Origin of the sequence: Bacillus aerolatus (assembly GCF_009183655.1) — a bacterium.
In the GTDB taxonomy this organism is placed as follows: Bacteria; Bacillota; Bacilli; order Bacillales; family Domibacillaceae; genus Pseudobacillus; species Pseudobacillus aerolatus.
In genome coordinates this window covers 423970-449186 of record NZ_WEIO01000001.1, presented here as the reverse complement: position 1 = coordinate 449186, position 25217 = coordinate 423970, and the positions used below count along the sequence as shown (strand labels likewise).

Here is a 25217-nt window from a genome sequence, read left to right as displayed (position 1 = left end):
TGTAAATTCCTTCCTTAAGATTGGATTTCTCATTTTTTTCTATCTTAAATCAACATTCCACGGCCGGTTGTCTTTCTTTCGGAGTATATGCAAGAAATGCGTGTGAAAGAACAGCAAATTAATAAAAACCTGCTAATGAATCAGCCGCTTGCCAACAAGGCAAGCGGCACTACAATTAGTTAATTTTTTTCTGCGTAATGTCCTTTCAGCTGTTCACGAAGCGCCCGCTTTAAAAATTTACCGACAGACGTTTTTGGAATTTCTTCTATAAAGACGACGTCATCCGGCAGCCACCATTTAGCAAATTGCGGGGCTAAAAATTGCAGCAGTTCTTCTTTTTCTACTTGCCCTTTAAAATGGTCCTTTAAGACCACACAAGCAACGGGCCGTTCCTGCCACTCTGCATCGGGGACGGCGACGACGCTTGCTTCAAAGACCGCTTCATGAGCCATCAGGGCATTTTCAAGGTCGACGGAGGAAATCCATTCGCCGCCGCTTTTAATTAAATCTTTCGTGCGGTCGACGAGTTTAATGACGCCTTCTTCATCCACTGTTGCCACGTCGCCTGTATACAGCCAGCCGTCTTTGAATGCTTCGTTTGTTCGCTCGTCTTTATAATATTCATTTGCAATCCACGGCCCCCGAATAAGCAGCTCGCCCATTTCTTTCCCGTCCCAAGCCACCTCACCATGCGCACCGACTATTTTCATTTCCAGCCCCGGAACGAGCAGTCCTTGTTTCGCACGCTGATCAAGTTTTTCTTCTTCGGAAAGATTGGACTGATAGCTTTTTAACCGTGAAACAGTGGCAAGCGGGCTCGTTTCTGTCATGCCGTACGCATGAAGGAAAGGCACGTTGAACTTTTGCTCAAACGTTTGAATCATGCCTCTCGGTGCAGCCGAACCGCCGCAAAGAACAGCCCGCAAACTCGATATATCGTATGAAGCTTCTTCCAATTCTCTCATGAGTCCAAGCCAAATCGTCGGCACACCGGCCGTAATCGTTACTTTTTCCTGCTCAATGAATTCCGCCAGCAGTTTAGGTGTGAACTGCGGACCGGGCATTACTTGTGTCGTGCCGAACCAGGCGGCCGCAAATGGTACGCCCCACGCATTGACGTGGAACATCGGCACAACCGCCATCGCGACATCGGATTCAGACAGTGCCGCTGTATCTGCCAGCCCAAGCGCATAGCTATGCAGCACGATTCCGCGGTGTGAGTAGATGACCCCTTTCGGATTGCCCGTTGTAGCCGACGTGTAGCACATGCCGGCCGGCTCATTTTCACCGATATCAGTTATAAATTGTTCGTCGGGGTTTCCTGCCTTCAGCAATTGTTCATACGAATAAACCGGCTGAAGAGTTGTTTCCGGCATCTCTGGCTGATCGGTCATAATGACGTAGGCTTTCACCGTCGGCAATTTGTCTGCAATCCGTTCAATGAGCGGGACGATATCTTCGTCAATAAAGAGTACTTTATCTTCCGCATGGTTAATAATATAAATGATATGTTCCGGCGACAGTCTCATATTAATCGTATGGAGAACAGCTCCAATACCGGGAGCGGCAAAATATACTTCGAGATGACGGTGGTGGTTCCAAGCGAGCGTGCCTGCCCGTTCTCCCTTTCGTATGCCTAATGTCTTTAATGCACTCATCAGCCGGCGCGTCCGTTCACCGACTTCTTTGTACGTCAGCCGGTGAATGCGAGAATGAGTTCTGGAGATGACTTGCTTTTTTGGAAAAAATCGTTCGGCGCGTTCTAATAAGGAACCAACTGTTAACGGAACATTCATCATTGCCGCGTCTCTCCATTCCATTACATTATTTGTTTGAAAACATCATTGGATGGCCAGCTAACACCTCAGCTGTGTGCTCCCCTTTTTTCGGCGGTTTGGATGCTTCCTCCAAAGTTGGCTTTACTTGCGTTTTCACGAAAGGAAGGCCCCATTTTTCCGTAACCATTTCCCTTTCTTTCATATAACAGTTTTCCGCCAGCTCGCTTGTTTCCAACACAGGAGCCATACAACAGTCAATTTTTTCGCTAAAAGCAGTCCACTCTTGAAATGTTCTGCTTTGAAACAACTTGACTATGTCTTCATAAACTTCATTATCGTCCGTCGTTTTGGACGTATGAGCGGACACCCACTCTTCCTTGTTGACAGCCGCGCAGAAATTTTTCCAGAAGTTAAGTTCAAGGGCGGCAAGACTCATATAGCGCCCGTCCTTTGTTTCATATAAACAATAAGAAATAATCTCACCGGAAAGAGCTTTTACCCCGTGCTCGTACCCGGACATTTTTTCGATAACAAGGTGATTGGCCATGAAAGCAGTAAGAGCATCTGTTAATGAAAGATCTAAAAAACATCCTTCGCCTGTTTTTTGCCGCGCAATTAAAGCGGCCAATATGGACTCGTTCGCAGCGAGACTGCCGATTAAATCAGCGAAGGTCATTGTTGGATGAACCGGCTTTCCTTCTTTGTCTTTCAGCTGGGAAAGCACACCGCTTAAAGCCATGTAGTTTAAGTCGTGGCTTCCGAGTATGCTGAATGTGCCCGATTGGCCGTAGCCGGAAATAGAACAGTAAATAATATCCGGTTTGACTCGTTTGACTGTGTCATAGTCAAGTCCGAGCCGCTTCATCACTCCCGGTCGAAAGCTTTCTATCACAACGTCCGCTTCGCTGATCAGTTTTAAGGCAGACTCTCTCGCTGCCTCTTCCTTTAAATTCAGCACGACGCTTTTTTTGTTGCGGTTATTAGCCAAGTAAATCGCTTTTTCTACTCTTCTGGCGGGATCGCCGCTGGGAGACTCGATTTTAATAATTTCCGCCCCTAAGTCCCCGAGTCTCATCGCCGCGAACGGACCAGGTAAATAATTAGAGAAGTCGATAATTTTTATTCCTTCCAGCACAAAATCAGTCCTTCCAGTCAGTTCGGTAAAATAGTTTGAATATCCATCAGCAATTCTTCTTTGCTTTTAAAATAGTAGTAAAACGTTCCTTTCGTCACGTTCAATTCATCCATGATGTCTTGTATAGATGTTTCTTTAAAGCCTTTATTAGGAAATAGTTCGATGCTTTGTTCTACGATTGTCTCTTTCATTTGTTAAACCCTCTTTTGATCATTTTTACCAAATTGTATCACAAGGAAGAAGGTTTATTGAGCCCTTGCCGGCCATTACGGAGTATTGATTGCTTCTTCCCGCAAAGCTCTTCTTAAGATTTTTCCGACATTTGTTTTCGGAAGCTCTGTTCTGAATTCCACTTGTTTAGGTACTTTATAAGCAGCTAAATGGGCTTTGCTGAATTCAATCATTTCTTCCTCGGTGGCAGATTGACCGGCTTTTAACACAAGAATGGCTTTAACAGTTTCGCCGCGGTAACCATCGGGTATCCCGATCACGACCGCTTCTTGCACAGCCGGGTGTTCATAAAACACTTCTTCTATCTCACGCGGATAAATATTGTAGCCGCTTGCAATAATCAAATCTTTTTTCCGGTCAATAATGGACAAATACCCTTCTTCATCAAGCACAGCAATATCACCTGTGTACAACCAGCCGCCGCGGAGAGTGACAGCCGTTTCTTCCGGCTGATTCCAATATCCTTTCATCACTTGCGGCCCTTTAATAATCACTTCGCCAAGTTCCCCCGGCTTCACATCTTTCGTACCAGTAGCAATATCGACTACCCTGCAGGCTGTTCCGGGAATGCTAAGCCCTACTGTTCCGGGTTTCCGTTCAGCAAATGGTGGATTACAGTGCGTCACAGGCGAGGCTTCAGACAGACCGTAGCCTTCCAGTATTTTCGCTCCCGTCTTTCTCTCAAACTCGCGGAGAAGCTCGACCGGCATCGGGGCGCTTCCGCTGTTGCAAAGCCGGATACAATCGATGCCAAAGCTTTCAGCCTGCGGGTGGTTCGTAATCGCGACGTACATCGTCGGTACACCCGGAAATATGGTCGGCTGTTCCTGCTTTATTGTTTGCAGCACTTCATCGATTTGAAACTGGGGCAGCATGACCATTTCAAATCCAGCATATATCGATAAGTTCATGCACGAAGTCATGCCAAAAACATGAAACAAAGGAATGACGGTCAGACACTTTTCCTGTCCTTTTTTAATTTCATTTTTAAAGAATTTATAAGACTGGACAACGTTAGCAAGGATATTCTTATGAGTAAGCATCGCTCCTTTTGAGCGGCCAGTTGTACCTCCCGTGTATTGGAGAATAGCCGTGTCTTCTTCCGGATTGATGGAAACAGGGGTGAATAACGTACTTTTTGTTAAAAATTGCATGAATGTACTGTCAGGCGCTTCCGGCTGAAAAGGATCTTTTAATGAGACGGTCACAGCCAGTTCAATAGAGGTATTTTGGCGGATTGCCTGCAGTTTGGGGTAAAGGGCATCAAAAATAACGATCATTTTCGTGCCGCTGTCTTCTAAGATGAATGCCAATTCTCTTTCCATAAGCATCGGATTGATTTGAGTCACGATCGCACCGGCTCGCAAAATGCCAAAGTAGGCGATCACATATTGTGGGCAGTTTGGCAGCATAATACCGACGCGGTCGCCTTTTTTGATGCCCGCTGCCTGCAGAGCACAACTGAACGCCTGGACCGCCTGCCAAATGTCCTGATAGGTCGATTTGCTGCCATAAAAACTGACAGCCGGTCTGCTGCCAAATTGTTCAACAGTTTTCTCAAACATTTGCGCTAGTGACAATTTAGGTATGTTCAATTCATGGGAGTAGCCTTCCGGAAAAGAAGCCAGATACTGATTCGGTGCGTTCATTTTTTATCCCCCTTAGTGATTGAATCTTTTTAGAAGCCTTCTTCAAGAAGACGACTCGTTTTGCAGCCGCCTGTTAAATCAAATAATTCTTTTATATACATGAAAAGTCCTCCTATTCTGAAAATTAATTATTTTTCAACTCTAAACGGGCCAGCTGGGCTTCGTGTACTTCATCCGGCCCGTCGGCAAGCCTGAGCGTTCTCGCATTGGCCCACTGGGCAGCTAACGGAAAAGCATCGCTCACCCCGGCGCCTCCATGGGCTTAAATGGCCCGGTCAATCACGTTCAATGCCATCAAAATTCGTTACTTGCACCTGTAGTGACTTTACTTTTTCTGAATAAGAAAAATCCATGCGTTTATCTCTCCTTTCAGTACTAACTGGTTAGTATGTAAACTATTATTATCTTACCGCCCAGCAGCCGGCAACGTAACGGTTTTTGAATTTTCTGTGTTTTAAAAAGAGAGGACATCCTCGTTTTTTCTCCTCTTTTGTAGACATCGCTAGTTGATTATGTAACTTTAATAGAAGTTTTGTCGAACACCTTTCATTTTAATTGTGAAATCGTCATAATATGTAATGTTATATTTTAACGCAAAAAAATATCTGTTCAGGAGAGCTAAGGAATGGAAAAGCAGGATATTTATAATGAATTAACAGCTAAAATTAATTCTAAAAGAAATTTAATGATTAGAGCCGGCATGACAAAAGGACTTAATCACTTTGAAACGATTCAATACAGCGAAGAACTGGATAAACTAATCCATACATACCAAATGCTGATCAAGCTTCCCAGCAACTGATTGTTTGGAATTTAATTATTGTTACTAACTTATTTGAAAAGATTTTTAGGAAAAAACGGGATTATGTGAGATAATGAAAAAGAGTGTAAAATTGAAAAATAGGAAGTGACAAAATGTCTTATTACAATAACAGACGGGAAGAGCCTTTGCCAAATGAAGATATTGACACTTGGGAATGCGTATCAGAAGATTGCAACGGCTGGATGAGGAAAGATTTTTCTGCTGCTGAAACGCCCGCCTGCCCGTTTTGTGGCAAAGAAATGAAAAGCGGCACACGGTATACTCATTTTCTGAAAAACAACAATATACATAAAGAGTAAGCAAGGGGAATTCATCTTCCCCTTGCTTACTCTTGTTATTTTCTCTCTTCGTACGGAATGAGATAAAAACCTATTTTCTCTGACCATTCTCCATAAAAAATATCCGCTATATCATCTACTCCTTCTTTTTTCAGCTCAGATAAAAGCCATTCTTTGCTTTTGCCGGCTTTTTTTAATTCTTTTTCTTCTACTTCACCTTCATCCACTAATAAATACGTCGGTGCATTTTCTTCCGGCGTTATATTCAGCATACCGGGTTTGACGGCCATTTCTTTTGCTTTTGGCAATACGCTCAATGTTCCGCTCGTTTCCAGTGTGGCATGTTCGATTTCAGTTAAAGAAAAGTACCCTTGGTTTCTCATTAAAATTCGCAGCTGTTCCATTTCAATATGATTTTTCTTGAGTGCTCGTATATCAACTTTTCCTTTAATAATTAAATCAGAAGATTCTCCTTTTAACAGCTTTCTAAATCGATCTGACTTCATGACAAGGACCTCGATCAAATAAATCAATCCACCCCAAATAGCAACGGCATATAAAATATGAAAGATCGAAACCTTTTCATCAAATACTCCTTCTTCAAGAAAGCTTCCTAAGAGGATTAAATAAATAAAATCAAATGGAGTGATTTGCGAGAGTTCTTTTTTTCCAAGCAGACGAATGACAATTAACAAACCGATCAACCCAAAAAATATTTTTAAAGCAATACTTACATACATCCTCTTACCTCCTGTGACAAAGTGATAGTTTATCCTTTCTACTCCTTTCCCTTTATACACACGTTCAACCAAGCAAAAATCTTCCTTCCGAACGTTTAAGTCTTTTCCAATATAAAAAATACATCCGCCATTTATTCAACGGATGCATTCTTTTCGTGAAGCTGTATGGAGACAGCCCATATTTATTTTGTCAGTTTGCTTTCCTTCAGCCACTCGGCTAATGAGTCATATGCGTCAGCAGCATCCTGCCAGCCAAGGTCATACAACTTCGTAAGCTTGCGCTGATTGCGCTCCACACGGCTGACTTCAAGCGATTGTGTCGGACGAATAACAAACGCTTCGTTTTCTTTTTCCAGTTGATGAATGTACTCTATCGTTTGGTTGTACAGTTTCCATCTGTTTTCAAGCACCTTTACTACTCCCGGATAGTGAGCGTACTTTCGTTTCGCCATAAAATGAAGACGGGAAGGTTTTTTCATGTATCCTTCGTGCTGTGTAAGAATGATAACATTGCGGCTGCAGCCATCTTGTACGGCCTTCTTGATCGGAACGGGATCGCTGATGCCGCCATCAAGCAAATGATAGTCTTGAAAAGTGACGACCGGCGCAGCAAACGGCAGTGAACTCGATGCCCGGATTGGCGTTAATAAATCTTCTTTATAATCTTTTCTGCCGAAATAAACTGGTTCACCCGTATGGCAATCCGTCGTTCCTACGACAAACTCCGTCTCACTTTTCTTAAATTCCTCATAATCAAATGGAACAATTTGGTTAGGAATGACATCAAACACATAATCCATGCCAAACAGCTCGCCTTTTCTGATCAAATTCCGAAATGAAATGTATTTTGGATCTCTGACAAATCCAATATTCACCCGCTTGTTTCTTCCCCACTGTTTCGAAATGTAGGAAGCGGCATTGCAGGCGCCTGCCGAAACACCAATCACATATGGAAACTCTATTTTGTTCTCAAGAAAAAAATCGAGCACACCCGCTGTGTATAGCCCTCTCATACCGCCGCCTTCAAGCACAAGGCCTGTCTTTGTGTGCATTATTTACCCTCTCCTTTTCATATAATATTGTATCAAAATCTTCCTTCAGTAACGCCTGTTTTGCTTAAAGAAAACTCATTCTATCCGGATGAAAAAATTTTTTTAAAAATTAGGCAAAAACCTATTTTCAAACGAAACATTTTTTTGTATGATATATTCAGATTTACGATAATTTGATGGGAATTAGGGAAGGCAAATGGTGCGCCACCAGCTTCTGCAGCTGGTTCTAGTGGGTTCGATTCCCACCCCGAAATTTTTTATGAACGCTATGAAAAATTTCGAGGGTGGATTCGGACGCAACAGGACCGGAGTGCCCTCATTTGGAGGGATTTACATGTTAAAGAAGCGCGATGTACATGACAGCCATGTACTATTTGATTTGATGACGCACCCTGAAGTCTTCCCTTTTGTGCGCCAAAAAGCCCATTCCTATGAAGAATTTGTCTTCGTAACAAAACAAACGATTGAATCAGAAGAACGGGGAGAATTAATTTCCCGTACAATTACCGATGAATGGGGCAATCCGATCGGTACGATTAATTTATATGATATCAACGAAAACGCCGGATTCCTCGGCACTTGGCTCGGTAAACCGTTCCATGGAAAAGGCTATAATGTCCTGGCAAAAGAAGCTTTTTTTCATGAACTTTTTTTTGACCTCGGTATTGAAGCCGTTTTTATGCAAATCCGCAAAGTGAATGCCCGGTCACGCAAAGCAGCAGAAAAGCTTCCTTACGCGATATTGGCTAACGAGACCCGCCCGGCTATTTATTCTCGTATTAATGAAACGGAAGATGTGTTCGATTTATTTGAAGTGTCAAAGGACTTGTTTACTTTTTATATGATGAGAAAACAAAACGAATCAGCAGAAGAACAAGCAATGGAAGCTTAAACTTTTCGATCCTTCCCCTCTGTCTATGCAGCTTTAAAAATGAATGTTCCTTTCTTGAACCCTTCGGTATCCCGCCGAAGGGTTTTCCAGTTCATCAGCACAAAAGAAAGTTATATGATATAATTTTCTCGTTCTGTGTGTATTTTTAGAAAGAGAGGAGAAAAGAAGTGCAGCAGACGTTTACCGCAAGTGACAAACTGAAACAGCTTTTTTATATTTTAATGCCGATCTTGATTACTCAGCTCGGTTTATTTTCAATGAATTTCTTTGATACGATGATGTCTGCCCGCTATTCGGCAGATGATTTGGCTGGTGTTGCCATTGGTTCCTCTTTATGGGTGCCTGTTTATACCGGTTTAAGCGGCATTTTGCTTGCCGTTACACCCATTGTCGCCCACCTCGTTGGGGCTCGAAAAAAAGGGGACGTCCCTTTTACAGTGATGCAGGGTATTTATGTTTCTATCGTCCTTGCTATTGCTGTTTTCGCTGTCGGCAGCGTGGCGCTTGAACCTATTTTGAACGTAATGAATCTTGAAGAAAGTGTACGAGCGATTGCAAAAGACTACGTCATCGCTTTGTCTTTCGGTATTATTCCCGTATTCGTGTACGCGGTACTCCGCTGCTTTATTGATGCGCTCGGCATGGCGAGGACCTCCATGGTGATTACACTTATTTCTTTGCCTTTAAATGTTTTTTTTAATTATGCTCTCATTTTTGGGAAATGGGGTTTGCCGGCACTTGGGGGAGTCGGGGCTGGTTATGCGTCCGCCATTACGTACTGGCTCATTGCGATCATTGCTGCCATCGTTATTCATCGCGAACAGCCATTCAGCAACTACAAAATATTCCATGCCTTTCCCGCTGTTTCTTTTTCTAAATGGAAAGAAATTTTGCTCATCGGCATTCCCATCGGACTATCTATTTTCTTTGAAACGAGTATTTTTTCCGCGGTCACTTTGTTGATGAGTGAATACAGCACAAATGTTATTGCTGCCCACCAAGTAGCCATCAATTTTTCGTCCTTGCTTTATATGATCCCGCTCAGTATCTCTATGAGTTTAACTATACTTGTTGGTTTTGAAGTGGGAGCCGCCCGGTTAAAAGATGCCAAGATATATAGCTGGATGGGGGTCGCTTTGGCTGTGACCTTCTCATTAATATGTATTACATTGCTGTTGTTATTCCGGGAGCAAATTGCATCGATTTATACGAAAGATGAGGAAGTGCTTAAACTTACCGCCCACTTTTTGTTTTTTGCTGCTTTGTTTCAACTGTCAGACGCGATCCAGGCACCCGTTCAAGGGGCTCTGCGCGGATATAAAGATGTAAACACGACTTTTTTTATGACGCTGGTCAGCTATTGGGTGATTGGGCTGCCATTAGGCTATTACTTAGCCGACGCTACTCACTTTGAAGCGTACGGCTATTGGATCGGCTTAATTTCAGGGTTAACTGCTGGAGCTTTCACCCTTTCCGCCCGGCTGCTTCTCATTCAGCGAAAAAGGCTTCATGCACCAAAATCTGCCGGATAATTGTTATCTTAATAGGACCCCCGGACTGTTGTTCATTAATTTGACGGCTTTCTTCACGAGTCCGGGCTATTGTCCATCATTTGGATGGCTTTCCGACTGCCAAAAAAGAGGGCGTCTCACAGTTGAGACGCCCTCTTTTTGTTTATCCTATTCCATCTGCTGAAGGATATTGTGCGAGAATATAAACGAGTGACAGCGGACCTGCTTTTCTCTTAAGTTTATGAACACAAAAACCATCAGCATCAGCCAATGGTTTAGAAGCCCTCCTGCTTGCTGGTGAGATTAGCTGTCGGGGTCAGTACGTGATTAATCTTTCCGAGAACATCTTGCCCTCCGGTGACCGGAATAATGCTCCCTGTGATAAAATCGGCATTTTCAGAAACGAGAAAGGAAACAACTCTTGCCACATCTTCTCCTGTCCCCGGACGGCCGACAGGAATAAAAGAGCTGCTCTCCCGCTTCGCCTCAGCAATTGTCTCTTCTTTCCAGCGGCCGGCAACATCCCCAGGACAAATCATGTTCGCGGTAATTCCATTTTTCGCTTCTTCCATAGAAATGGTTCTTGTAAAAGAAGCGAGCCCCGTTTTGGCTGCGGCAAAAGCCGATCGGTAAATCCAGCCGGGCGCGGTTTCTACACGGTCAAAACCAAACGTGACAATTCTCCCCCACTTGTTTGTGCGCATATACGGCAAGGTTAACTTGGTTAAATAAAAAACGCTGTTTAAATTACCGTTAATCATATACCCCCATTCATCCCATGTGTATTCATCCATCGTTTTCCGAGGAGCTACGTAAGGACCGGCATTATGGATCATAACGTCAATACCATCAAAGTATTTTGAAGATTCCTCAATTAATTTCTCGCAATCTTCTTTTTTTGAAATATCTCCTTGCACACATATCGCTTGAATAGCGAATGTTTCCGAAAGCTCGTTCACAAGACTTTCCGCTTCCGGCCTGCTAGAACGGTAATTAATCACTACGTTAAAACCACTTTCAGCAAGCTGGACAGCTGTCCGCTTGCCAATTCCTCTTGAACCTCCTGTAATAAGCGCCGTTTTCCTCCCCATGTCATCCTCTCCAAAAAAGTATGTTATATAGATATATACTAAGCATCCCCCTCAGAATATGCAAATTTAACAAAAAAAAGCATCGTGAAATCACGATGCTTTAAGAACGATTTACTTTTTAATAAACATTTGTGTCCAAATGTGGCCGTTTTCTACATAACCGACACCAATGTGTGTGTAATCTTTATTTAAAATATTAGCACGGTGGCCCGGGCTTTCCATCCAAGCTTTTACAACTTCTGCAGGCGTGCGCTGACCTTTCGCAATGTTTTCACCAGCTGAACGGTAGCTGACGCCGAATTGCTTCATCATATCAAATGGCGATCCGTAAGTCGGGCTTGTGTGGGAGAAATAATTTTTTGCCAGCATGTCTTCTGATTTTTTTCTAGCAACAGAGCTTAATTGACTATCAAGCTGTAAAGCTGCTAATCCTGCTTTTTGGCGCTCATTGTTCGTTAAATCGATTACTTGCTGTTCAAATGCATGCAAGCCGGCTGCTGGTTTTGCTGTTGGTGCTGGTTTTGTTGTTGGTGCCGGTTTTGTTGTTGGTGCCGGTTTTGTTGTTGGCGCTGGTTGTGGCGCTGGCTTTGTTGTTGGTGCCGGCTTTGTTGTTGGTGCCGGTTTTGTTGTTGGCGCTGGTTGTGGCGCTGGCTTTGTTGTTGGTGCCGGCTTTGTTGTTGGCGCTGGTTGTGGCGCTGGCTTTGTCGTTGGTGCTGGCTTCGCTTCTGATGCTGGTTTATCAACAGGCTGGGCTGGTTGCTGAACTGTCCAGCCATATTGTTTCAAGATTGATTGCCAGTTAATATTTCCTGCCATAAGTCTTTGCGCCATATCTTGTGAAACAACGAACGCTTGTGTTTCATATTGAACTTTCACTGTCGGTTGTGAAACCGGTGCAGCTGCTTCTGTTTTGTTTGCAAACGGAGAAGCAAACAACGTTAATGATGCGGCTAATGAAACTAGTACTTTTTTATTCACGTAAACTTCACTCCTGTTTTTTTATTTGTTTGACAGTAAAATCGTAGCATGATTGTTTTGTAATAAGAGAGGGAATTCCTAGCAAAAAAGCCAGTTCCTTTTTCTAAAAGAAACTGACTTCTCCGCTTGGTGTTTTTCTACTATTTCCCCTTATAAGATCAATGGTTACCATAAAATTCACATGAATGCTTATTTTGGTTTTCTCTCCACCACGCTGGATAGTTCACGATAAATTGGCACGTTTATATACTAGCAACGCAGGGAACAACTCCATCAGTTTTTTCAAAAAAGACAGTTTGATGACAATTTCAACAAATGTTTGTCATAAAGAAAAATTCTTTCAATAAAACTTTTACACATTCTCAAGGCTTGTCAGTTCGGCTTTCATGTCGGCTTGATTCAATTGTTCCCCGATAATAACAAGGGTTGTCGGCATGTTCATTTCTTCTGGCATCCATAACGGCATCCCATACGAATATTGAAACAGCATCGGAAAAACAGATTGAGTAACAGGTACATACCCTTTCATTCGAAAAATGGTCTCACTATGTTTGCGAACCCATTGTTCAAACTCTTCCATGTTTACTTTTTGTGTAAACGTATGGCTGAACACACTTAAATGGAGATGGTGATGAGCGTGCACAGCCGTTGTTTCTTCTTTTTTCGACATCGACAAGTTTTGTAACGCTTTCATTGGTATTTTCGCATTGACGGCCGCATACAATGTTCTTTCAGCATTTATTTGCTGAATCTCATAAGCAATGGTGCCTACATCCATTTCCGAAACAAGATCTGTTTTATTTACGACCAGCAAGTCGGCATGTTTAATTTGTTCATACATAAGCTGGAGAACAGCAGGAGGCAATTCTGCCCTCTTTTTCCATGTTAAACAATCAACGGTCGTCAAGATCCCTTTCCACTCCAGCTGATCAGCAAAAAGGGGAGACATAATCGCATCGATCGCTTCGACTGGATGAGCGGCGCCTGTCGTTTCAATAATTAAATCATCGAACGTTTCATTAAAAAGCAGCTCTTGTAATTGTGATTCTAATTGTTCTTGTACGGTGCAGCATATACAGCCGTTTAACAGCTCTTTTAACGGCGTGTCCTCTTCTACAACCGCCGAATCGATCGACACGTCTCCAAGTTCATTCATGAGCACAGCCGGCCGGCGATTTTGGCCCTTTAAATGAACGAGTAATTGTTTCAATAAGGTTGTTTTGCCGCTGCCGAGAAAACCCGACAATACGTATACATGTTTTTTCATTTAATGATCCAGCCTTTCCATTTTGTTTTCATAAAAAAACTGCCTTTAAAAGGAATGTAACCGGCCTTTTAAAGACAGCTTTTGACCCCATTAAGACGTGGAATCTTTTTGCCGTTTCGAGAGGATCTCTACAGCTTTTTGTTTTTGCGTATCGTTTTGCTGAACTTTTTCTCTTAAATCTGTCATTAGTTGAACGGTCGTGTCACCTGACAGCACACCTGTTTCGTCCATTCCTGCTTTTTTCTGAAATTCCTTCACGGCTTCTTCCGTTTCTTCATCAAAGAAACCATCAATTTTTCCAGGGTTGTAGCCAAGCGCTTCGAGCATTTTCTCCGCAGTCTTCACCTCTTCTGACAAGCTATCGAGCTTGAGCTCACTGTCAGGGCTCAGGTAAGACAAGTTCGAATAAGCAGGCAGCTTAACTACCGTATCAGGTTCTACCCCTTTTTTATGAATCCAGTTCCCATTTGGCGTCAGCCATTTGGCCGTCGTAAATTTCATGTTCGATCCATCTTTGAAATCTTCCGCTGTTTGCACCGTGCCTTTGCCGAATGTTTTTTCTCCTATTAAAGGGACACCGGCTGATTCTTTCATCGCAGCCGCAAAGATTTCAGAAGCACTGGCACTTCCGCTGTCGATTAGCACTGCTACAGGAAGAGTGAACTTTTCTTTGTTATCAGACACCATTTTCTCGCGCTTGCCTGTGCTGTCTTCCACTTGGAAAAGAACTTTCCCTTTTGGTACGAACATATTTGTTATTTCAATGGCTTGATCAAGCAGTCCGCCTGGATTTTGCCGTAAATCCAGTACCATGGACTTCATGCCTTTTGCTTTCATTTCTTCGATTGCTTTTTTCAGTTCGGCCGATGTGCGGTCAGAAAAGCTCGTAATTTGAATGTGGGCAACCTTGTCTTCATCCATTTCCGCATAAACGGTCTCTATTGGAATTTCATCACGGACGATCGTGACTTCCATCGGTTTCGTCGCCCCGGCACGCTGAATTTGCAATTTTACTTTTGTTCCTTTTTCACCGCGTATGAGCAAGACAGCCTCAGATGAACTCTTACCTTGCAGACTTTTTCCATCAACCGCCATGATGCGGTCATTTGGACGAAGACCTGCCTTTTCAGCCGGCGATCCTTTAATTGGGGAGACAATTTTGATCGTGCCTTTTTCTTCCTGGATTTCTGCACCTATTCCTTCAAATGAAGATGATACACTTTCATGGAATTGGCTTGCTTCTTTTTTATCCATGTAATCAGTGTAAGGATCATCAAGAGAATCGAGCATCCCATTGATTGCCCCGTTCACTAAAAGATCTTTATTCACATCTTTGTAATAATTTTTTTCCAATTTATCATATGCTTCATATAATTTTTCAAATTCCTGGCGTGGCTTCACACCAACATCTGCCGCTTTTTCATCACCAAAAGCAAGGGCAAATGTCGTAATGGCCGCTGTTGCGAATACGAGAAAAAATAAAAGCATAATAAAGTGGAACTTTTTCAACCGGATATAATGGGAATGATGTTTGTCTTCAGGCTGGCCGGACCTGTTTTCATCCATGATGCTCACCGCTTTCCATGCATTAATATTCATTAATTCAACTCTTACATTCTATCAGTTTTTTATTGAATTAAAAAGGAAAAACCTCTCCTTACTTAAACGAGGAGAGATTTCAAGTTGAATTGTATGAAATAACCTTGGCACTCGGCTATATTTTTTCCACTTCATGAAAATATTCTTCCAGTGTCCAGCCGTGCTGAAACATTTCTTCAGCCATTCTAACGCCGACATAGCGAAAATGCCACGGTTCATACATATATTTTGTTACATTTTCTTTATCTTTCGGGTAACGCAAAATAAAGCCGTACTTATGCGCATGATTGGCGAGCCACTGGCCTTCTTTTGTCGTTTCAAACGATTGGAGTAAATCAAATTGCACGCTTTCCGCGGAGATATCCATCGCAAGGCCTGTCTGATGCTCACTTTGCCCTGGGGGTGCCACTGACTCTGTCGCTTTTTCGAACGAGCCGGCTTTGGCTATTTGATTGTTCATAATTTCCTGCTGCCGGTCGTAGGATCGGTAGCCCGAAACAGCAAACAAATGAATTTGTTCTGTCTTTGCCGCTGCAAACATTTTTTCCAGCGCGGCAGCCGCTTCTTTTCTTACATAGCTTTTTTCAATATCTTGTTCACCGAATGAAAACGGAATATTCGGGCGCACTAAATCTTGCGGCTTATAATCTGCCGGAAGCGAAAACTGTTTATTGACGAGAGCCATTATATTTTCGGGGTTGGCTATGACTGCTTTTCCATCCACTTCTTTTACTTCATTGAAAAAGGCCGCTTCTAGCTGCGGTCCTGCAGAAGCTTGTTGTTCCGGTTCTAATTTTTCCTGCTTCTTCTGTTCAGTTTGTCCACTTTCCCCTGGTTCTTTATTTTTCCATTCATCCATCGCGCCTTCCAGCTGCTGGCATCCGCCGAGCAGTAAAACGGCTGATAAGATCCATCCTGCTTTTTTCACTTCATCACCTGATTTCTCATCCGCTCCTAAATTTCTCCGTAAGAACAGATAAATTGTCAAAGGAAAACCAGCCTGTCAAATGGCTGGCTTCTCGATTATTACTCTTGAATCGCTGCTTCAAGAGCTACTTCAATCATTTCGTTGAATGTCGTTTGACGTTCATCGGCGGACGTTTCTTCCCCCGTTAAAATGTGATCACTCACTGTCAAAACAGATAAAGCTTTTCGTCCAAACTTAGCCGCGAGCGTATAAAGAGCTGCTGTTTCCATTTCAATTGCTAAAATGCCATAATTAGCCCATTTTTCATGTTCGGCATTATCATTATAAAACAGATCGGCTGTAAATACATTACCGACTTTTAAATGAAGGCCTTTTTCGACACCGGCATCAAACGCTTTTTTTAATAACTCCCAGTTAGCCGTTGGTGCATAGTCGACACCTTTAAATGTCATGCGGTTCATTTGAGAATCAGTAGAAGCGCTCATCGCTAAAATAACGTCACGGACTTTTACATCCTTTTGAATAGCTCCACACGTACCGACACGAATCAAATTTTGGACGTTGTAGCTTTGCATTAACTCATTTATATAGATGGAAATGGATGGCACACCCATTCCCGTTCCTTGTACAGAGATTTTCTTTCCTTTATATGTTCCTGTATAACCGAACATGTTTCTTACTTCATTATAACAAGCCGGGTTTTCTAAAAATGTTTCCGCAATATATTTCGCCCGCAGCGGGTCACCGGGAAGGAGAACCGTTTCTGCTATTTCGTTTTCTTTCGCTCCAATATGAATGCTCATTGTAAAACCTCCTGATTAACGTCTATTTGCATCCATCATTTTAATCCTTTTCAGAAGGCTCTGCAATGAAAATGAGCCGTTTTTTGTCAGGACTATTATTTAGATGAACAGCTATTTAAACGTATTTAGCGATGATTTGCTTTAGTTTTTCGTTAAGCTTTGGCACGTCTTGGGAAGTGACTGTCAGTCTCACAAATGTTTCATCCATTTCAAATGCTTCTGCCAAAAACCCGCCGATCCCTTTTGCTTTGCGGTCCACTTGAATGAGCAGTTCCGCTTTTTCTTTCGTTTGAGAAAGGAACATCACTTCAAGTTCATCCAGCTTGCCGCGGAACGGACCGCTTGTCGGCACAAATTCAAACTCCTGAACGAATGGAAAACGGCTGCCTATTCTTTTTGGCGCCTGCTCGCATTCCACTTGCCGCAGCCTGAAACCGAGCTGTTCGACTTCTTTTAAAACAGCAGCAGTCATTTTGTCTGGACGGATTTCAATATAATCTTTATCTTCCGGATCGGCTGCATTTTTAATATCCAGACCAGTCGCTACCCAAACGCGCGTATTGCCGTAAGTGATGGGCGTATCTAAAGGAAGCTCCATTGAAAAAGGAATCACTTTCGTTTCATTTGCCCCGATTTTAAAAGGTTCATTTAGTTTATGTTTTTTGATGGATGCATAATCCGTATATTTTTTGTCATCCGACTCACGAATAAACGTTGTATACACCGTTAAGTAAATGGAATCGATTTGCTGTTCGACGCTTCCCCCACACACTTCAACCTGCCCTTTCATGATGTCTCCAGCTGTGTATTCCGGCTTTTCCAGTTTTGTATCTACTTTTGCGCCGCCGATCCCAATACTTGCAAGCACTTTATTAAAAAACGACATATAAACTCCCCCTTATACTTTTATCTAATCGGTACATATACGTTAGCAACCTCCGAAAGGTTTCGTTAAACATAAAAACTCCCTCTCATTGCAGAGAATGAAAGGGTCAGTCTTTTTCTTCTTCCATATAACGTTCCCACGCGTCATCGAATACAGTCATGCTTGGCAAGTAAAGACCATTCATTTCTAAATACCGGCTTAATTCGTCGTACTGCCGAGCCGTTTTCGGAAAGCTGTGATCGGTAAACGCGTGGTTGGCAAAGTCCGCAAGCTCATCCCGCGGCGGTTCTTCACGAAATTTCATTAAATAATGAAAAAATGACTTTCGCACAACACCATCTCCTTTTTCAATCAATATAAAGGAACGTGGTGTTTCGTGTAAAGAGAAAGTTTTTCACATTACAAAAAGAATGATTCAATAGCCGATCAATTTTCTTCAAAAAGTGACAGCCATTCAACGTAGCCTTCTTCTTTCATTTTTTCTTTCGGAACAAAGCGTAAAGCGGCCGAGTTGATACAATAACGCAGTCCGGAAGGCCCCGGTCCATCAGGAAATACGTGGCCAAGGTGGGAATCGGCTTTTTCGCTTCTGACTTCCGTACGTACCATGTTATGGCTGAGGTCTTGTTTTTCCAACACTTCCTCTTCCTTAATCGGCTTTGTAAAGCTTGGCCAGCCGCAGCCGGCATCATATTTATCGCGGGAAGAAAACAGCGGTTCCCCGGAAATAATGTCCACATAGATGCCGTCTTCAAACGTGTTCCAATATTCATTTCGAAAAGGCGGTTCTGTTCCATTGTTTTGCGTCACTTCAAATTGCATTTCGTTCAACTTTTTCTTTAATTCTGCCGGATTACCTTTCAACTTTTTTCCCTCCCCAATGGTTGCGAATAAAAGCAGCCCGTCCTGACCCTTGCTGATATGATTCGTAATGGGCTGGATTTTTTTTATAATAATGCTGGTGATATTCTTCTGCCGGATAAAATGGCTTGGCCGGCAAGATTTTAACGGCCACCGGCAGCGGAAACCGTCCGCTCTCGTCCAGTTTTTTCTTTGATTCTTCAGCGAGAACCCGCTGTTCTTCCGTATGATAAAAAATAGCTGTTTGATAAGACTGGCCCCGGTCATAAAACTGGCCGCCGGCATCTGTCGGATCGATTTGCGTCCAATATACATCAAGCAGCTTTTCATACGGAAAGACAGACGGATCAAATGTAATTTCAACCGCTTCATAATGGCCCGTCGTTTCGCTGCATACTTCTTCATACGTTGGATTTTCTGTGATGCCGCCGGTATATCCTGAAATGACTTTTTTGATGCCTGGCTGCTCATCAAACGGCTTCACCATGCACCAGAAACAGCCGCCGGCAAATGTTGCTTTTTCTTCCATCTACAATCACCTCTTTAGAAAATATACCCTATTTTAGCTATTTTAACGTACCTTCCCAGAAAGCGAAATAAATCAGCTTATAACAAAAAGGATGTCCCATAAGCGCTTGGCTCTTTGCTTTCGGGACATCCTTTACTCATTTATTTTCGACTGGCAGCAACAGTGTGAAGCTGATATCATCTTTTTTAAGATCAATACGTTCGGCTCTGACTTTCAAGTTGCTTTTCAGCTCCATCTTATCGAGCGATATATAAATTATTTTATCATTAGGCATGATTTTTACCCAATCCGGAAACTGATAGGCGTCGCGCGCTGCTTTTAATACGTAGGACACAGGCAAATTAATTTTACCAACTTTAATTCCTTTTTGCCGGAGAACGACGTTGCCGTTTTCTAATGCTTCCGGTTCAAACGTCAATTTGTAATCAATCCGTTCGGAAAAAACAGCGACATCTCCGTACAGTTCAACTTGATCGCGTAAATAGACGTTGTAATCAACCAGACTGTTCGCTTTTTGTTCTTCAACAAACATTTTTATGACTTTATTAAGATCTTCTTTATTAGATTGCACGTGAAACTTGACTGCCTCTTCTTGAGGGCTTGCTTCAGGCAATGGTTCCTCCTCAATAGGCAAAAGCAAGCCGATGACAAGAGCAAGAACGAGGAGCACATTTAAAGCGAGCAATCCTAAAAATGCAAATTTCCATCCTTTTTTCATGGGCTTTCCTCATTTACGTAAATAATTTTTTTGTTCGTTAGTTCTTCAAGCTTTTCACCTTTAATCGTTTCAAATATTCTGTTGGCCATTAGTTCGTATCCACGGTCATTAGGATGGAACTGGTCTTTATAAAAGAGATTTTCTTTCGTATTCCGAAAAAGGTCTTCCACAGCAACAAAGCATGTTTGGGTGTATTGCCCCACAGCACTTTCACTCGCCGCGTTCCAGTCTTTCATAATGACTTCCACCTCTTCTACATCAGCGAACACTTTCATAAAAGGATTATAAAGGCCGACTAAAACAATGCCTGCGTCCTTGTTTTGCTTTCTGACCGTTTGGATAATTTCATGAAGACGCATTGCATAAGATTCGCGCTGCCGATCAAATTCTTTTACGCTGAGCTGCGCAAAATTGTCTTTGAACACTTTCATAATATCGTTCCCGCCGATCGTAATGATGACGAGGTCTGCTTGTTGAAGTGATTGTTTCACTTCTTGCTGGCCAAGCCGTTCAAGCAGCTGATCCGTACGGTTTCCTTTTACCCCAAAATTTTCAAAGCGGGCGCTTTTCACTGCATTTAATTGTTCCAGCTGTTGTTCTAAATAGGGAATATAGCCGCCGCTGCCTGAACTGTCGCCTACTCCTTGTGTTAAAGAGTCACCGATGGAGACGACATTCAAATCTTTCGGAATCACTTCTTTTTGTTCGGTTATAAGCTGAGCACAGCCGGTTAAACTGAACATAAAAGCAAAGAAAATGATCCACCATTTTCTCAAGTTGTTCACCCCACAGTTTAAATTATTCATATTATAGCATAATCCTTTTTTAGAAGAAGCATGGAGCTTTAAGATGCCTGCATTGGTTCTTTCCGAATCGTATAGTATAATATGTTTGCTTATATAGAAAAACCACCGCAAAGGAGTTTTTACGAATGAAGCTGCTTAATTATTTCGCTCTGCTTAGCATTCTGCTCGTCTTGATCGCTGGCTGTTCAGCAAAAACAGAAAACGCCGAGGATACCGGACATTCCGAGCATGCTAATCATGATCACATGCATACCCAGCCAAATGGCGATCTTCAAGAAACGACTCTATCCGTCGAGACAATGCCCGGATTTTTGAAAGATAAAGATGATCAAATGAAAGCCATTTATCTGGCGGCTGCCAAAAATCCCGATGTGCTGTCATCGATGCCCTGCTACTGCGGCTGCGGTGATTCAGCCGGCCATAAAAGCAATTTAAATTGCTTCGTTGCTGAAATGACCGAAGAGAAAGTTGTTTGGGATGACCACGGAACGCGCTGCGGAGTATGCTTGGAAATTGCTGCAGAATCGGTTCTTATGAAAAAAGAAGGTAAATCACTGAAAGAAATTCGCCAGTATATTGATGAGAAATACAATGAAGGCTACGCTAAACCAACTCCAACACCTATGCCAGCATAATGCCAAGAAGCTATCCCTGTCTATCGGGACAGCTTTTTTATTTTGTTAAGCCGCAGCTTATTTAGCCCAATACATGATTCCAAGTGCACCGGGACCGGCATGTGTTGAAATAATCGGAGTCGTTGTTTCAATGTCAATCTCTTCAACACCGGTTACTTCGATCAGCTTTTCTCTTAGACGGCTCGCCAGCTCGTAACCCCCGGCATGAACTAATCCGATTTTCACTAATTTTTTTCCTTTGACTTCTTCAGCAATTTGCGTCGATAAAAACTTGATGACTTGAGCGTGGCTGCGCACTTTTGTCACCGGACTTAATTCCCCTGTATCAAGGTTGGCGATTGGCTTAATATTCAGAAGTGAGCCAATAAAACCTTTTGCTTTGCCGATACGCCCGCCTTTTATTAAATTTTCCAATGTATCAACCACAATATAAAGCTTTGTTTGTGACCGGATTTCTTGCAGTTTTGTGACGATGTCTTCCATTGCTTCGCCTTGTTCAGCCATTTTGGCTGCTTCAATAACTTGAAAAGAGAGGGCTTTTGAAATATACCCTGAATCCACAACAGTCACATCAGATTGGCTCATTTCTGCCGCTTGTTCAGCTGAACGCACCGTTCCACTCATCTTGCCTGTCATATGAATAGACAAAACTTTGCTGCCGTCTTTCCCTAATTCGTCATATACTTCAAGAAATCGGCCGACAGGAGGCTGAGAGCTTTTTGGCAGTTCTTTCGCCTGCTTCATCCGCTCCAAAAATTCATCAGGGGAAATGTCGACTGCATCCAAGTAGCTTTCCCCATCTATAAAAATCGTTAAAGGAACACTTGTAATCTCATATTTGTTCAGTATTTCTTCTCTTAAATCCACTGATGAATCTGTTACAATTTTTATTCGTTGCACGATTTCACATCCTTACTGTATACAATCAATCTGTTGATATTATATCGTTAAATGCACACAAGTAAAATCATATTCCCTTTATTGACTATAAAAATGTCACTATAAGGGCAGCGTCACTATCGTAAGTGCTAAAATAGTTTTTAGCGGCTGAAAATGGAAGAAACATCCACCTGTCGCCACTTTTTTTAAGGATGAATATGAAGTGCAGCAATCCCTTGTTTCTCAATTACATGAATATAGAGTTTTTGAACTTCATATCTTATACAGTTGGGAAAAATCTTATTAGGGGATGAGGAGATTATGAAATTTGCACTTGAAGAAAAATTTTCGAATTTAGCAAATGGATCTATAAAAAAAGTTTCAACCGAAACCGAGTATGAGGTCAGAGAGAGTGAGAGAAATATCGAGATATTGGGAAGATTTGTGGTCACCAGGGAAATAAAAAACCAAAATAGAGTGACCGAGATCAGAGATTATCTTCCCATAGAAATTACTGTTCCAAAAAATAAAATAATTAAAAAAACAGCGGAGGTATCCCTTCTTTTAAAAGAATTCCGAATTGAACTCGAAGGAGACTTTGCCATATTTGGAGTGGAAGTAGAACTTACTAATGTTACGACTTCTTTACCTTCTCTCATTAACCGGGATAAACTAAAAGATAATTTAGCAGAAAAAGCTATTAATTCGGGGGGGAAACGCTATTTTGATAATGAATTGATTGATGCATATCGGCTTTTAAATTATTAATTAGAACTACTAGATTATTTTCAAGGCATCCAACTTAGCTATGGTAACGGAGTCTTAGTAGTACCCAACGTTTGTCTGTAATGAGTTTAGCAGGCGGGAGTAAGACAGGTTGATGGGCATGTGACGCTGCCCCTTAAAGTCGTTTTTCTCATGAAAACTACCGAGGCGTCAGCTTAATTTTGTCCATACAAAAAAGCTTGAGGGAAACCTTCCTCAAGCTTTTTTATGTGCTATTTAATACGTGAGTGATGATGTTATTTTAGTTTTTCTCCACATTAGTAATCCCGCTTATGGTTGTCGGGGCAGGACAGGCGCTTCCGCTTTTCTTCTTGTCCAGCTGCAGCGCCTTGCCCCTCGAGGTCAAATAACCTTCCCCAATGAAGTCAAAGAACGGACTTCTTTGGGGAAGAACATTTGCTTGTCGGGGCAGGACAGACGCTTCCGCTTTTCTTGTCCAGCTGCAGCGGCCAGACTCTCGGACATAAGCCGTCACGCCTGTGTGGCAAAGAGCGCCACTTCGGCGGTCCGTCTTACGCCTGCCGAGTCTAAACGGCCGCTTCCGCTTTTCTTTATGCAAGAAGGGAACGGTCGCTTAAGAGCGCTTCGCCGCGGATTCTTTGGAATTCAGCTAATAGCTTTTCTACTGTCAGGTCCGGCTTTTCTGTTTCATTTGCCTGAAAAATAATTTGGCCTTTATCCATCATAATTAGACAGTTGCCGAGGTCTAGCGCTTGTTGCATGTTGTGAGTAACCATTAATGTTGTTAACTGGAATTTCGCAACAATTTCTTTCGTTAATTTCGTAATTAAATCCGCTCTTGCGGGATCGAGTGCTGCTGTATGCTCATCCAGAAGCAAAATATCCGGTTTCGTGAACGTAGCCATCAGCAAAGACAGCGCCTGCCGCTCACCACCTGACAGGAGCCCGACTTTTGCCTGGAGACGATCTTCCAGTCCAAGATGAAGAATTTCCAATTGCTCCCGGAAGAAATCACGACGCTTTTTTGTTACGCCAAACTGGAGCGATCTCGGCTTTGTCCGGTTGTATGCCAGTGCCAGATTTTCTTCAATCGTCATCGTTGGAGCCGTTCCGGCAAGCGGGTTTTGGAAGACGCGGCCAATTTTTCTGGCCCGCTTATGCTCAGGCATGGAAGACATATCTGAACCGTTAATTTTTACTGTCCCGTAATCAGGAAAAATATTGCCGGATATAATATTCATTAACGTCGATTTTCCCGCCCCGTTACTGCCAATCACCGTCACAAAGTCACCAGGGTTCATCTGCAATTGCAATTGGTTCAAGGCGATTTTCTCATCTGGAGTGCCCTCATAGAATACTTTATAAATCTGATCTAGCTGCAGCAACTTGATCCCCTCCATTTGTACCAGCCGATCCTAATTGTGCGGCCCGCTTTTTCTTTCTTGCTCCGGCTTTTTGCTTTTCAATCAATTTAGGTACGACGAGAGCGAAGATGACGATCACCGCTGTGATCAGCTTCATATCTCCTGTTTCGAGAAATTCTGCTCTCAGTGCGAGCGTCACGATCAAACGGTATAAAACGGCTCCGATTAACACAGCAAGCGTAGCTCTTACAATCGTCGCATTGCCAATCACGGCTTCACCGATAATGACAGAAGCCAACCCGATAATAATCATCCCGATGCCCATTCCTACATCACTAAATCCGTTGTATTGGGCAACTAAAGCGCCTGAAAATGCGACGAGTGCGTTAGCGATTCCGAGACCAAGGACTTTCAGCCAGTCTGTGTTCGCTGAAAAGCTCCGCACCATGCCATCGTTGTCGCCGACAGCACGCAAGCTCAAGCCGATTTCTGTTTTTAAGAAAAGGTCGACTGCCTTTTTAATAGCAAATGCCAATACAAACATCACAGTAAAAATTCCCCATGTAGAAGGAATGTACTCGCTTAAGCCGATAGAAGTAAGCAAGCTTTGCATCATGCTGTCAAAGCCTAAACCTTGCCACCAGGCAGAAATTTTTGTAATCACTGTTTCTTCCGCAAGCAGCGGCACGTTCGGTTTATCCATAATACGAAGGTTAATTGAATAAAGGGCGATCATCATTAAAATACCGGATAGTAGTGCGTTAATTTTACCTTTCGTATGAAGAATGCCCGTGACACAGCCGGCTAAAAATCCGGCGACTAAAGCACCGGCTGTCGCAAGAAACGGATTGACGCCTGAAATAATCAGCACGGCGGCTGTCGCTCCACCTGTAACGAAGCTTCCATCGACCGTTAAATCCGGAAAGTCCAATATTCGAAATGACAAATAGACTCCCAGGGCCATAATGGCATATATTACGCCGACTTCAACTGAACCGAATAAGGCTGTAAACATATAAATCCCCTCCTGTTAGGCA

At 42.7% G+C, this 25217-nt stretch carries 27 protein-coding genes and 2 pseudogenes; 6 read left to right on the top strand and 23 right to left on the bottom strand.

All coding sequences use genetic code 11. The features are described 5' to 3' along the window. Positions 1-179 precede the first annotated feature (179 nt). The 5 genes and pseudogenes from F9802_RS02430 to F9802_RS02410 all read right to left on the bottom strand — a co-directional run. Positions 180-1799 carry a long-chain fatty acid--CoA ligase gene (locus F9802_RS02430; RefSeq protein ID WP_152149536.1) on the bottom strand — a complete coding sequence of 540 codons (1620 nt, stop codon included), beginning with the start codon at positions 1797-1799 and terminating at the stop codon, positions 180-182. A 25-nt stretch (positions 1800-1824) separates the two neighbouring features. Continuing rightward, entirely contained in the window at positions 1825-2913 is a 1089-nt protein-coding gene (locus F9802_RS02425) for a CaiB/BaiF CoA transferase family protein (RefSeq protein ID WP_152149535.1), read from the bottom strand. 38 nt (positions 2914-2951) lie between these two features. Continuing rightward, a pseudogene (locus tag F9802_RS02420) lies at positions 2952-3104 on the bottom strand (TetR/AcrR family transcriptional regulator); the annotation flags it as partial. A gap of 75 nt (positions 3105-3179) precedes the next feature. Then, entirely contained in the window at positions 3180-4793 is a 1614-nt protein-coding gene (locus F9802_RS02415) for a long-chain-fatty-acid--CoA ligase (RefSeq protein WP_152149534.1), read from the bottom strand. Between the two features lie 124 nt (positions 4794-4917). Next, positions 4918-5088: pseudogene (locus tag F9802_RS02410) on the bottom strand (acyl-CoA dehydrogenase family protein); the annotation flags it as partial. A 330-nt stretch (positions 5089-5418) separates the two neighbouring features. Here F9802_RS02410 and F9802_RS02405 point away from each other — a divergent pair. After that, a complete protein-coding gene (locus tag F9802_RS02405) occupies positions 5419-5595 on the top strand; it encodes an aspartyl-phosphate phosphatase Spo0E family protein (protein WP_152149533.1) in 177 nt (58 codons plus the stop codon). A 113-nt stretch (positions 5596-5708) separates the two neighbouring features. Further along, positions 5709-5915 carry a cold-shock protein gene (locus F9802_RS02400; protein ID WP_152149532.1) on the top strand — a complete coding sequence of 69 codons (207 nt, stop codon included), beginning with the start codon at positions 5709-5711 and terminating at the stop codon, positions 5913-5915. Between the two features lie 35 nt (positions 5916-5950). Here the strand turns inward: F9802_RS02400 and F9802_RS02395 are convergent, their stop codons facing one another. After that, positions 5951-6634, bottom strand: coding sequence for a DUF421 domain-containing protein (locus tag F9802_RS02395; protein ID WP_152149531.1), 684 nt, complete (start codon positions 6632-6634; stop codon positions 5951-5953). A 182-nt stretch (positions 6635-6816) separates the two neighbouring features. Beyond that, positions 6817-7686: a patatin-like phospholipase family protein gene (locus F9802_RS02390; RefSeq protein ID WP_152149530.1), complete on the bottom strand. Its 870-nt coding sequence runs from the start codon at positions 7684-7686 to the stop codon at positions 6817-6819. Positions 7687-8020: 334 nt separating this feature from the next. Here F9802_RS02390 and F9802_RS02385 point away from each other — a divergent pair, with 334 nt between their 5' ends. Both F9802_RS02385 and F9802_RS02380 read left to right on the top strand, forming a co-directional pair. Next, a complete protein-coding gene (locus tag F9802_RS02385; protein WP_152149529.1) occupies positions 8021-8578 on the top strand; it encodes a GNAT family N-acetyltransferase in 558 nt (185 codons plus the stop codon). A gap of 167 nt (positions 8579-8745) precedes the next feature. Then, positions 8746-10110: an MATE family efflux transporter gene (locus F9802_RS02380; protein WP_152149528.1), complete on the top strand. Its 1365-nt coding sequence runs from the start codon at positions 8746-8748 to the stop codon at positions 10108-10110. Between the two features lie 254 nt (positions 10111-10364). Here F9802_RS02380 and F9802_RS02375 read toward each other — a convergent pair whose 3' ends face one another. From F9802_RS02375 to F9802_RS02320, 12 genes are all read right to left on the bottom strand, one after another. Next, positions 10365-11180, bottom strand: coding sequence for an SDR family oxidoreductase (locus F9802_RS02375; protein ID WP_152149527.1), 816 nt, complete (start codon positions 11178-11180; stop codon positions 10365-10367). Positions 11181-11291: 111 nt separating this feature from the next. Then, positions 11292-12158: a CAP domain-containing protein gene (locus F9802_RS02370; protein WP_225435146.1), complete on the bottom strand. Its 867-nt coding sequence runs from the start codon at positions 12156-12158 to the stop codon at positions 11292-11294. Positions 12159-12510: 352 nt separating this feature from the next. Continuing rightward, the gene (locus F9802_RS02365) at positions 12511-13425 is read right to left on the bottom strand and encodes a CobW family GTP-binding protein (protein WP_152149526.1); all 915 of its coding nucleotides are present in this window, start codon (positions 13423-13425) and stop codon (positions 12511-12513) included. 90 nt (positions 13426-13515) lie between these two features. After that, positions 13516-15024 (bottom strand): lmo1851 family serine protease, encoded by a 1509-nt coding sequence (locus F9802_RS02360; protein WP_318636091.1) that lies wholly within the window; start codon positions 15022-15024, stop codon positions 13516-13518. 115 nt (positions 15025-15139) lie between these two features. Next, positions 15140-15952 (bottom strand): M15 family metallopeptidase, encoded by an 813-nt coding sequence (locus F9802_RS02355; RefSeq protein WP_404799137.1) that lies wholly within the window; start codon positions 15950-15952, stop codon positions 15140-15142. A gap of 98 nt (positions 15953-16050) precedes the next feature. Then, entirely contained in the window at positions 16051-16755 is a 705-nt protein-coding gene (gene deoD / locus F9802_RS02350; RefSeq protein ID WP_152149525.1) for a purine-nucleoside phosphorylase, read from the bottom strand. A 115-nt stretch (positions 16756-16870) separates the two neighbouring features. Then, the gene (locus F9802_RS02345; protein WP_152149524.1) at positions 16871-17641 is read right to left on the bottom strand and encodes a sporulation protein; all 771 of its coding nucleotides are present in this window, start codon (positions 17639-17641) and stop codon (positions 16871-16873) included. A 106-nt stretch (positions 17642-17747) separates the two neighbouring features. Then, positions 17748-17972 (bottom strand): YozE family protein, encoded by a 225-nt coding sequence (locus F9802_RS02340; RefSeq protein ID WP_152149523.1) that lies wholly within the window; start codon positions 17970-17972, stop codon positions 17748-17750. Between the two features lie 95 nt (positions 17973-18067). Next, on the bottom strand, positions 18068-18463 hold the full coding sequence (gene msrB / locus F9802_RS02335) for a peptide-methionine (R)-S-oxide reductase MsrB (protein ID WP_152149766.1): 396 nt from the start codon (positions 18461-18463) through the stop codon (positions 18068-18070). Positions 18464-18494: 31 nt separating this feature from the next. After that, positions 18495-19031, bottom strand: a complete 537-nt coding sequence (gene msrA, locus F9802_RS02330; protein ID WP_152149522.1) for a peptide-methionine (S)-S-oxide reductase MsrA — start codon at positions 19029-19031, stop codon at positions 18495-18497. Positions 19032-19167: 136 nt separating this feature from the next. Beyond that, positions 19168-19749: a YpmS family protein gene (locus F9802_RS02325; RefSeq protein WP_152149521.1), complete on the bottom strand. Its 582-nt coding sequence runs from the start codon at positions 19747-19749 to the stop codon at positions 19168-19170. Continuing rightward, positions 19746-20525 carry a DUF459 domain-containing protein gene (locus F9802_RS02320; protein ID WP_225435132.1) on the bottom strand — a complete coding sequence of 260 codons (780 nt, stop codon included), beginning with the start codon at positions 20523-20525 and terminating at the stop codon, positions 19746-19748. The genes F9802_RS02325 and F9802_RS02320 overlap by 4 nt, the downstream gene beginning before the upstream one ends. 155 nt (positions 20526-20680) lie before the next feature. Here F9802_RS02320 and F9802_RS02315 point away from each other — a divergent pair, with 155 nt between their 5' ends. Beyond that, on the top strand, positions 20681-21190 hold the full coding sequence (locus F9802_RS02315) for a PCYCGC motif-containing (lipo)protein (RefSeq protein WP_152149519.1): 510 nt from the start codon (positions 20681-20683) through the stop codon (positions 21188-21190). A 57-nt stretch (positions 21191-21247) separates the two neighbouring features. Here the strand turns inward: F9802_RS02315 and F9802_RS02310 are convergent, their stop codons facing one another. Continuing rightward, on the bottom strand, positions 21248-22090 hold the full coding sequence (locus F9802_RS02310) for a DegV family protein (RefSeq protein ID WP_152149518.1): 843 nt from the start codon (positions 22088-22090) through the stop codon (positions 21248-21250). Positions 22091-22390: 300 nt separating this feature from the next. Here F9802_RS02310 and F9802_RS02305 point away from each other — a divergent pair, with 300 nt between their 5' ends. Then, a complete protein-coding gene (locus F9802_RS02305) occupies positions 22391-22837 on the top strand; it encodes a hypothetical protein (RefSeq protein WP_152149517.1) in 447 nt (148 codons plus the stop codon). A gap of 259 nt (positions 22838-23096) precedes the next feature. Here F9802_RS02305 and F9802_RS02300 read toward each other — a convergent pair whose 3' ends face one another. From F9802_RS02300 to F9802_RS02290, 3 genes are read right to left on the bottom strand one after another with little or no spacing between them, the layout of a single operon-like run. Further along, positions 23097-23414 (bottom strand): hypothetical protein, encoded by a 318-nt coding sequence (locus tag F9802_RS02300; RefSeq protein ID WP_152149516.1) that lies wholly within the window; start codon positions 23412-23414, stop codon positions 23097-23099. After that, entirely contained in the window at positions 23407-24201 is a 795-nt protein-coding gene (locus tag F9802_RS02295; protein WP_152149515.1) for an ABC transporter ATP-binding protein, read from the bottom strand. The genes F9802_RS02300 and F9802_RS02295 overlap by 8 nt, the downstream gene beginning before the upstream one ends. After that, the gene (locus F9802_RS02290) at positions 24176-25195 is read right to left on the bottom strand and encodes an ABC transporter permease (protein WP_152149514.1); all 1020 of its coding nucleotides are present in this window, start codon (positions 25193-25195) and stop codon (positions 24176-24178) included. The genes F9802_RS02295 and F9802_RS02290 overlap by 26 nt, the downstream gene beginning before the upstream one ends. Positions 25196-25217 lie beyond the last annotated feature (22 nt).

Bases quoted from the DNA above. Each gene is read 5' to 3' on its own strand.
- F9802_RS02395 (WP_152149531.1), bottom strand. From the start codon at position 6,634: ATGTATGTAAGTATTGCTTTAAAAATATTTTTTGGGTTGATCGGTTTG.
- deoD (WP_152149525.1), bottom strand. From the start codon at position 16,755: ATGAGCATTCATATTGGAGCGAAAGAAAACGAAATAGCAGAAACGGTT.
- F9802_RS02405 (WP_152149533.1), top strand. From the start codon at position 5,419: ATGGAAAAGCAGGATATTTATAATGAATTAACAGCTAAAATTAATTCT.
- F9802_RS02365 (WP_152149526.1), bottom strand. From the start codon at position 13,425: ATGAAAAAACATGTATACGTATTGTCGGGTTTTCTCGGCAGCGGCAAA.
- msrB (WP_152149766.1), bottom strand. From the start codon at position 18,463: ATGCAATTTGAAGTGACGCAAAACAATGGAACAGAACCGCCTTTTCGA.
- F9802_RS02385 (WP_152149529.1), top strand. From the start codon at position 8,021: ATGTTAAAGAAGCGCGATGTACATGACAGCCATGTACTATTTGATTTG.
- F9802_RS02390 (WP_152149530.1), bottom strand. From the start codon at position 7,686: ATGCACACAAAGACAGGCCTTGTGCTTGAAGGCGGCGGTATGAGAGGG.
- F9802_RS02375 (WP_152149527.1), bottom strand. From the start codon at position 11,180: ATGGGGAGGAAAACGGCGCTTATTACAGGAGGTTCAAGAGGAATTGGC.
- F9802_RS02430 (WP_152149536.1), bottom strand. From the start codon at position 1,799: ATGATGAATGTTCCGTTAACAGTTGGTTCCTTATTAGAACGCGCCGAA.
- F9802_RS02400 (WP_152149532.1), top strand. From the start codon at position 5,709: ATGTCTTATTACAATAACAGACGGGAAGAGCCTTTGCCAAATGAAGAT.
- F9802_RS02325 (WP_152149521.1), bottom strand. From the start codon at position 19,749: ATGAAAAAAGGATGGAAATTTGCATTTTTAGGATTGCTCGCTTTAAAT.
- msrA (WP_152149522.1), bottom strand. From the start codon at position 19,031: ATGGAAGAAAAAGCAACATTTGCCGGCGGCTGTTTCTGGTGCATGGTG.
- F9802_RS02345 (WP_152149524.1), bottom strand. From the start codon at position 17,641: ATGTCGTTTTTTAATAAAGTGCTTGCAAGTATTGGGATCGGCGGCGCA.
- F9802_RS02360 (WP_318636091.1), bottom strand. From the start codon at position 15,024: ATGAATATTAATGCATGGAAAGCGGTGAGCATCATGGATGAAAACAGG.
- F9802_RS02415 (WP_152149534.1), bottom strand. From the start codon at position 4,793: ATGAACGCACCGAATCAGTATCTGGCTTCTTTTCCGGAAGGCTACTCC.
- F9802_RS02305 (WP_152149517.1), top strand. From the start codon at position 22,391: ATGAAATTTGCACTTGAAGAAAAATTTTCGAATTTAGCAAATGGATCT.
- F9802_RS02290 (WP_152149514.1), bottom strand. From the start codon at position 25,195: ATGTTTACAGCCTTATTCGGTTCAGTTGAAGTCGGCGTAATATATGCC.
- F9802_RS02315 (WP_152149519.1), top strand. From the start codon at position 20,681: ATGAAGCTGCTTAATTATTTCGCTCTGCTTAGCATTCTGCTCGTCTTG.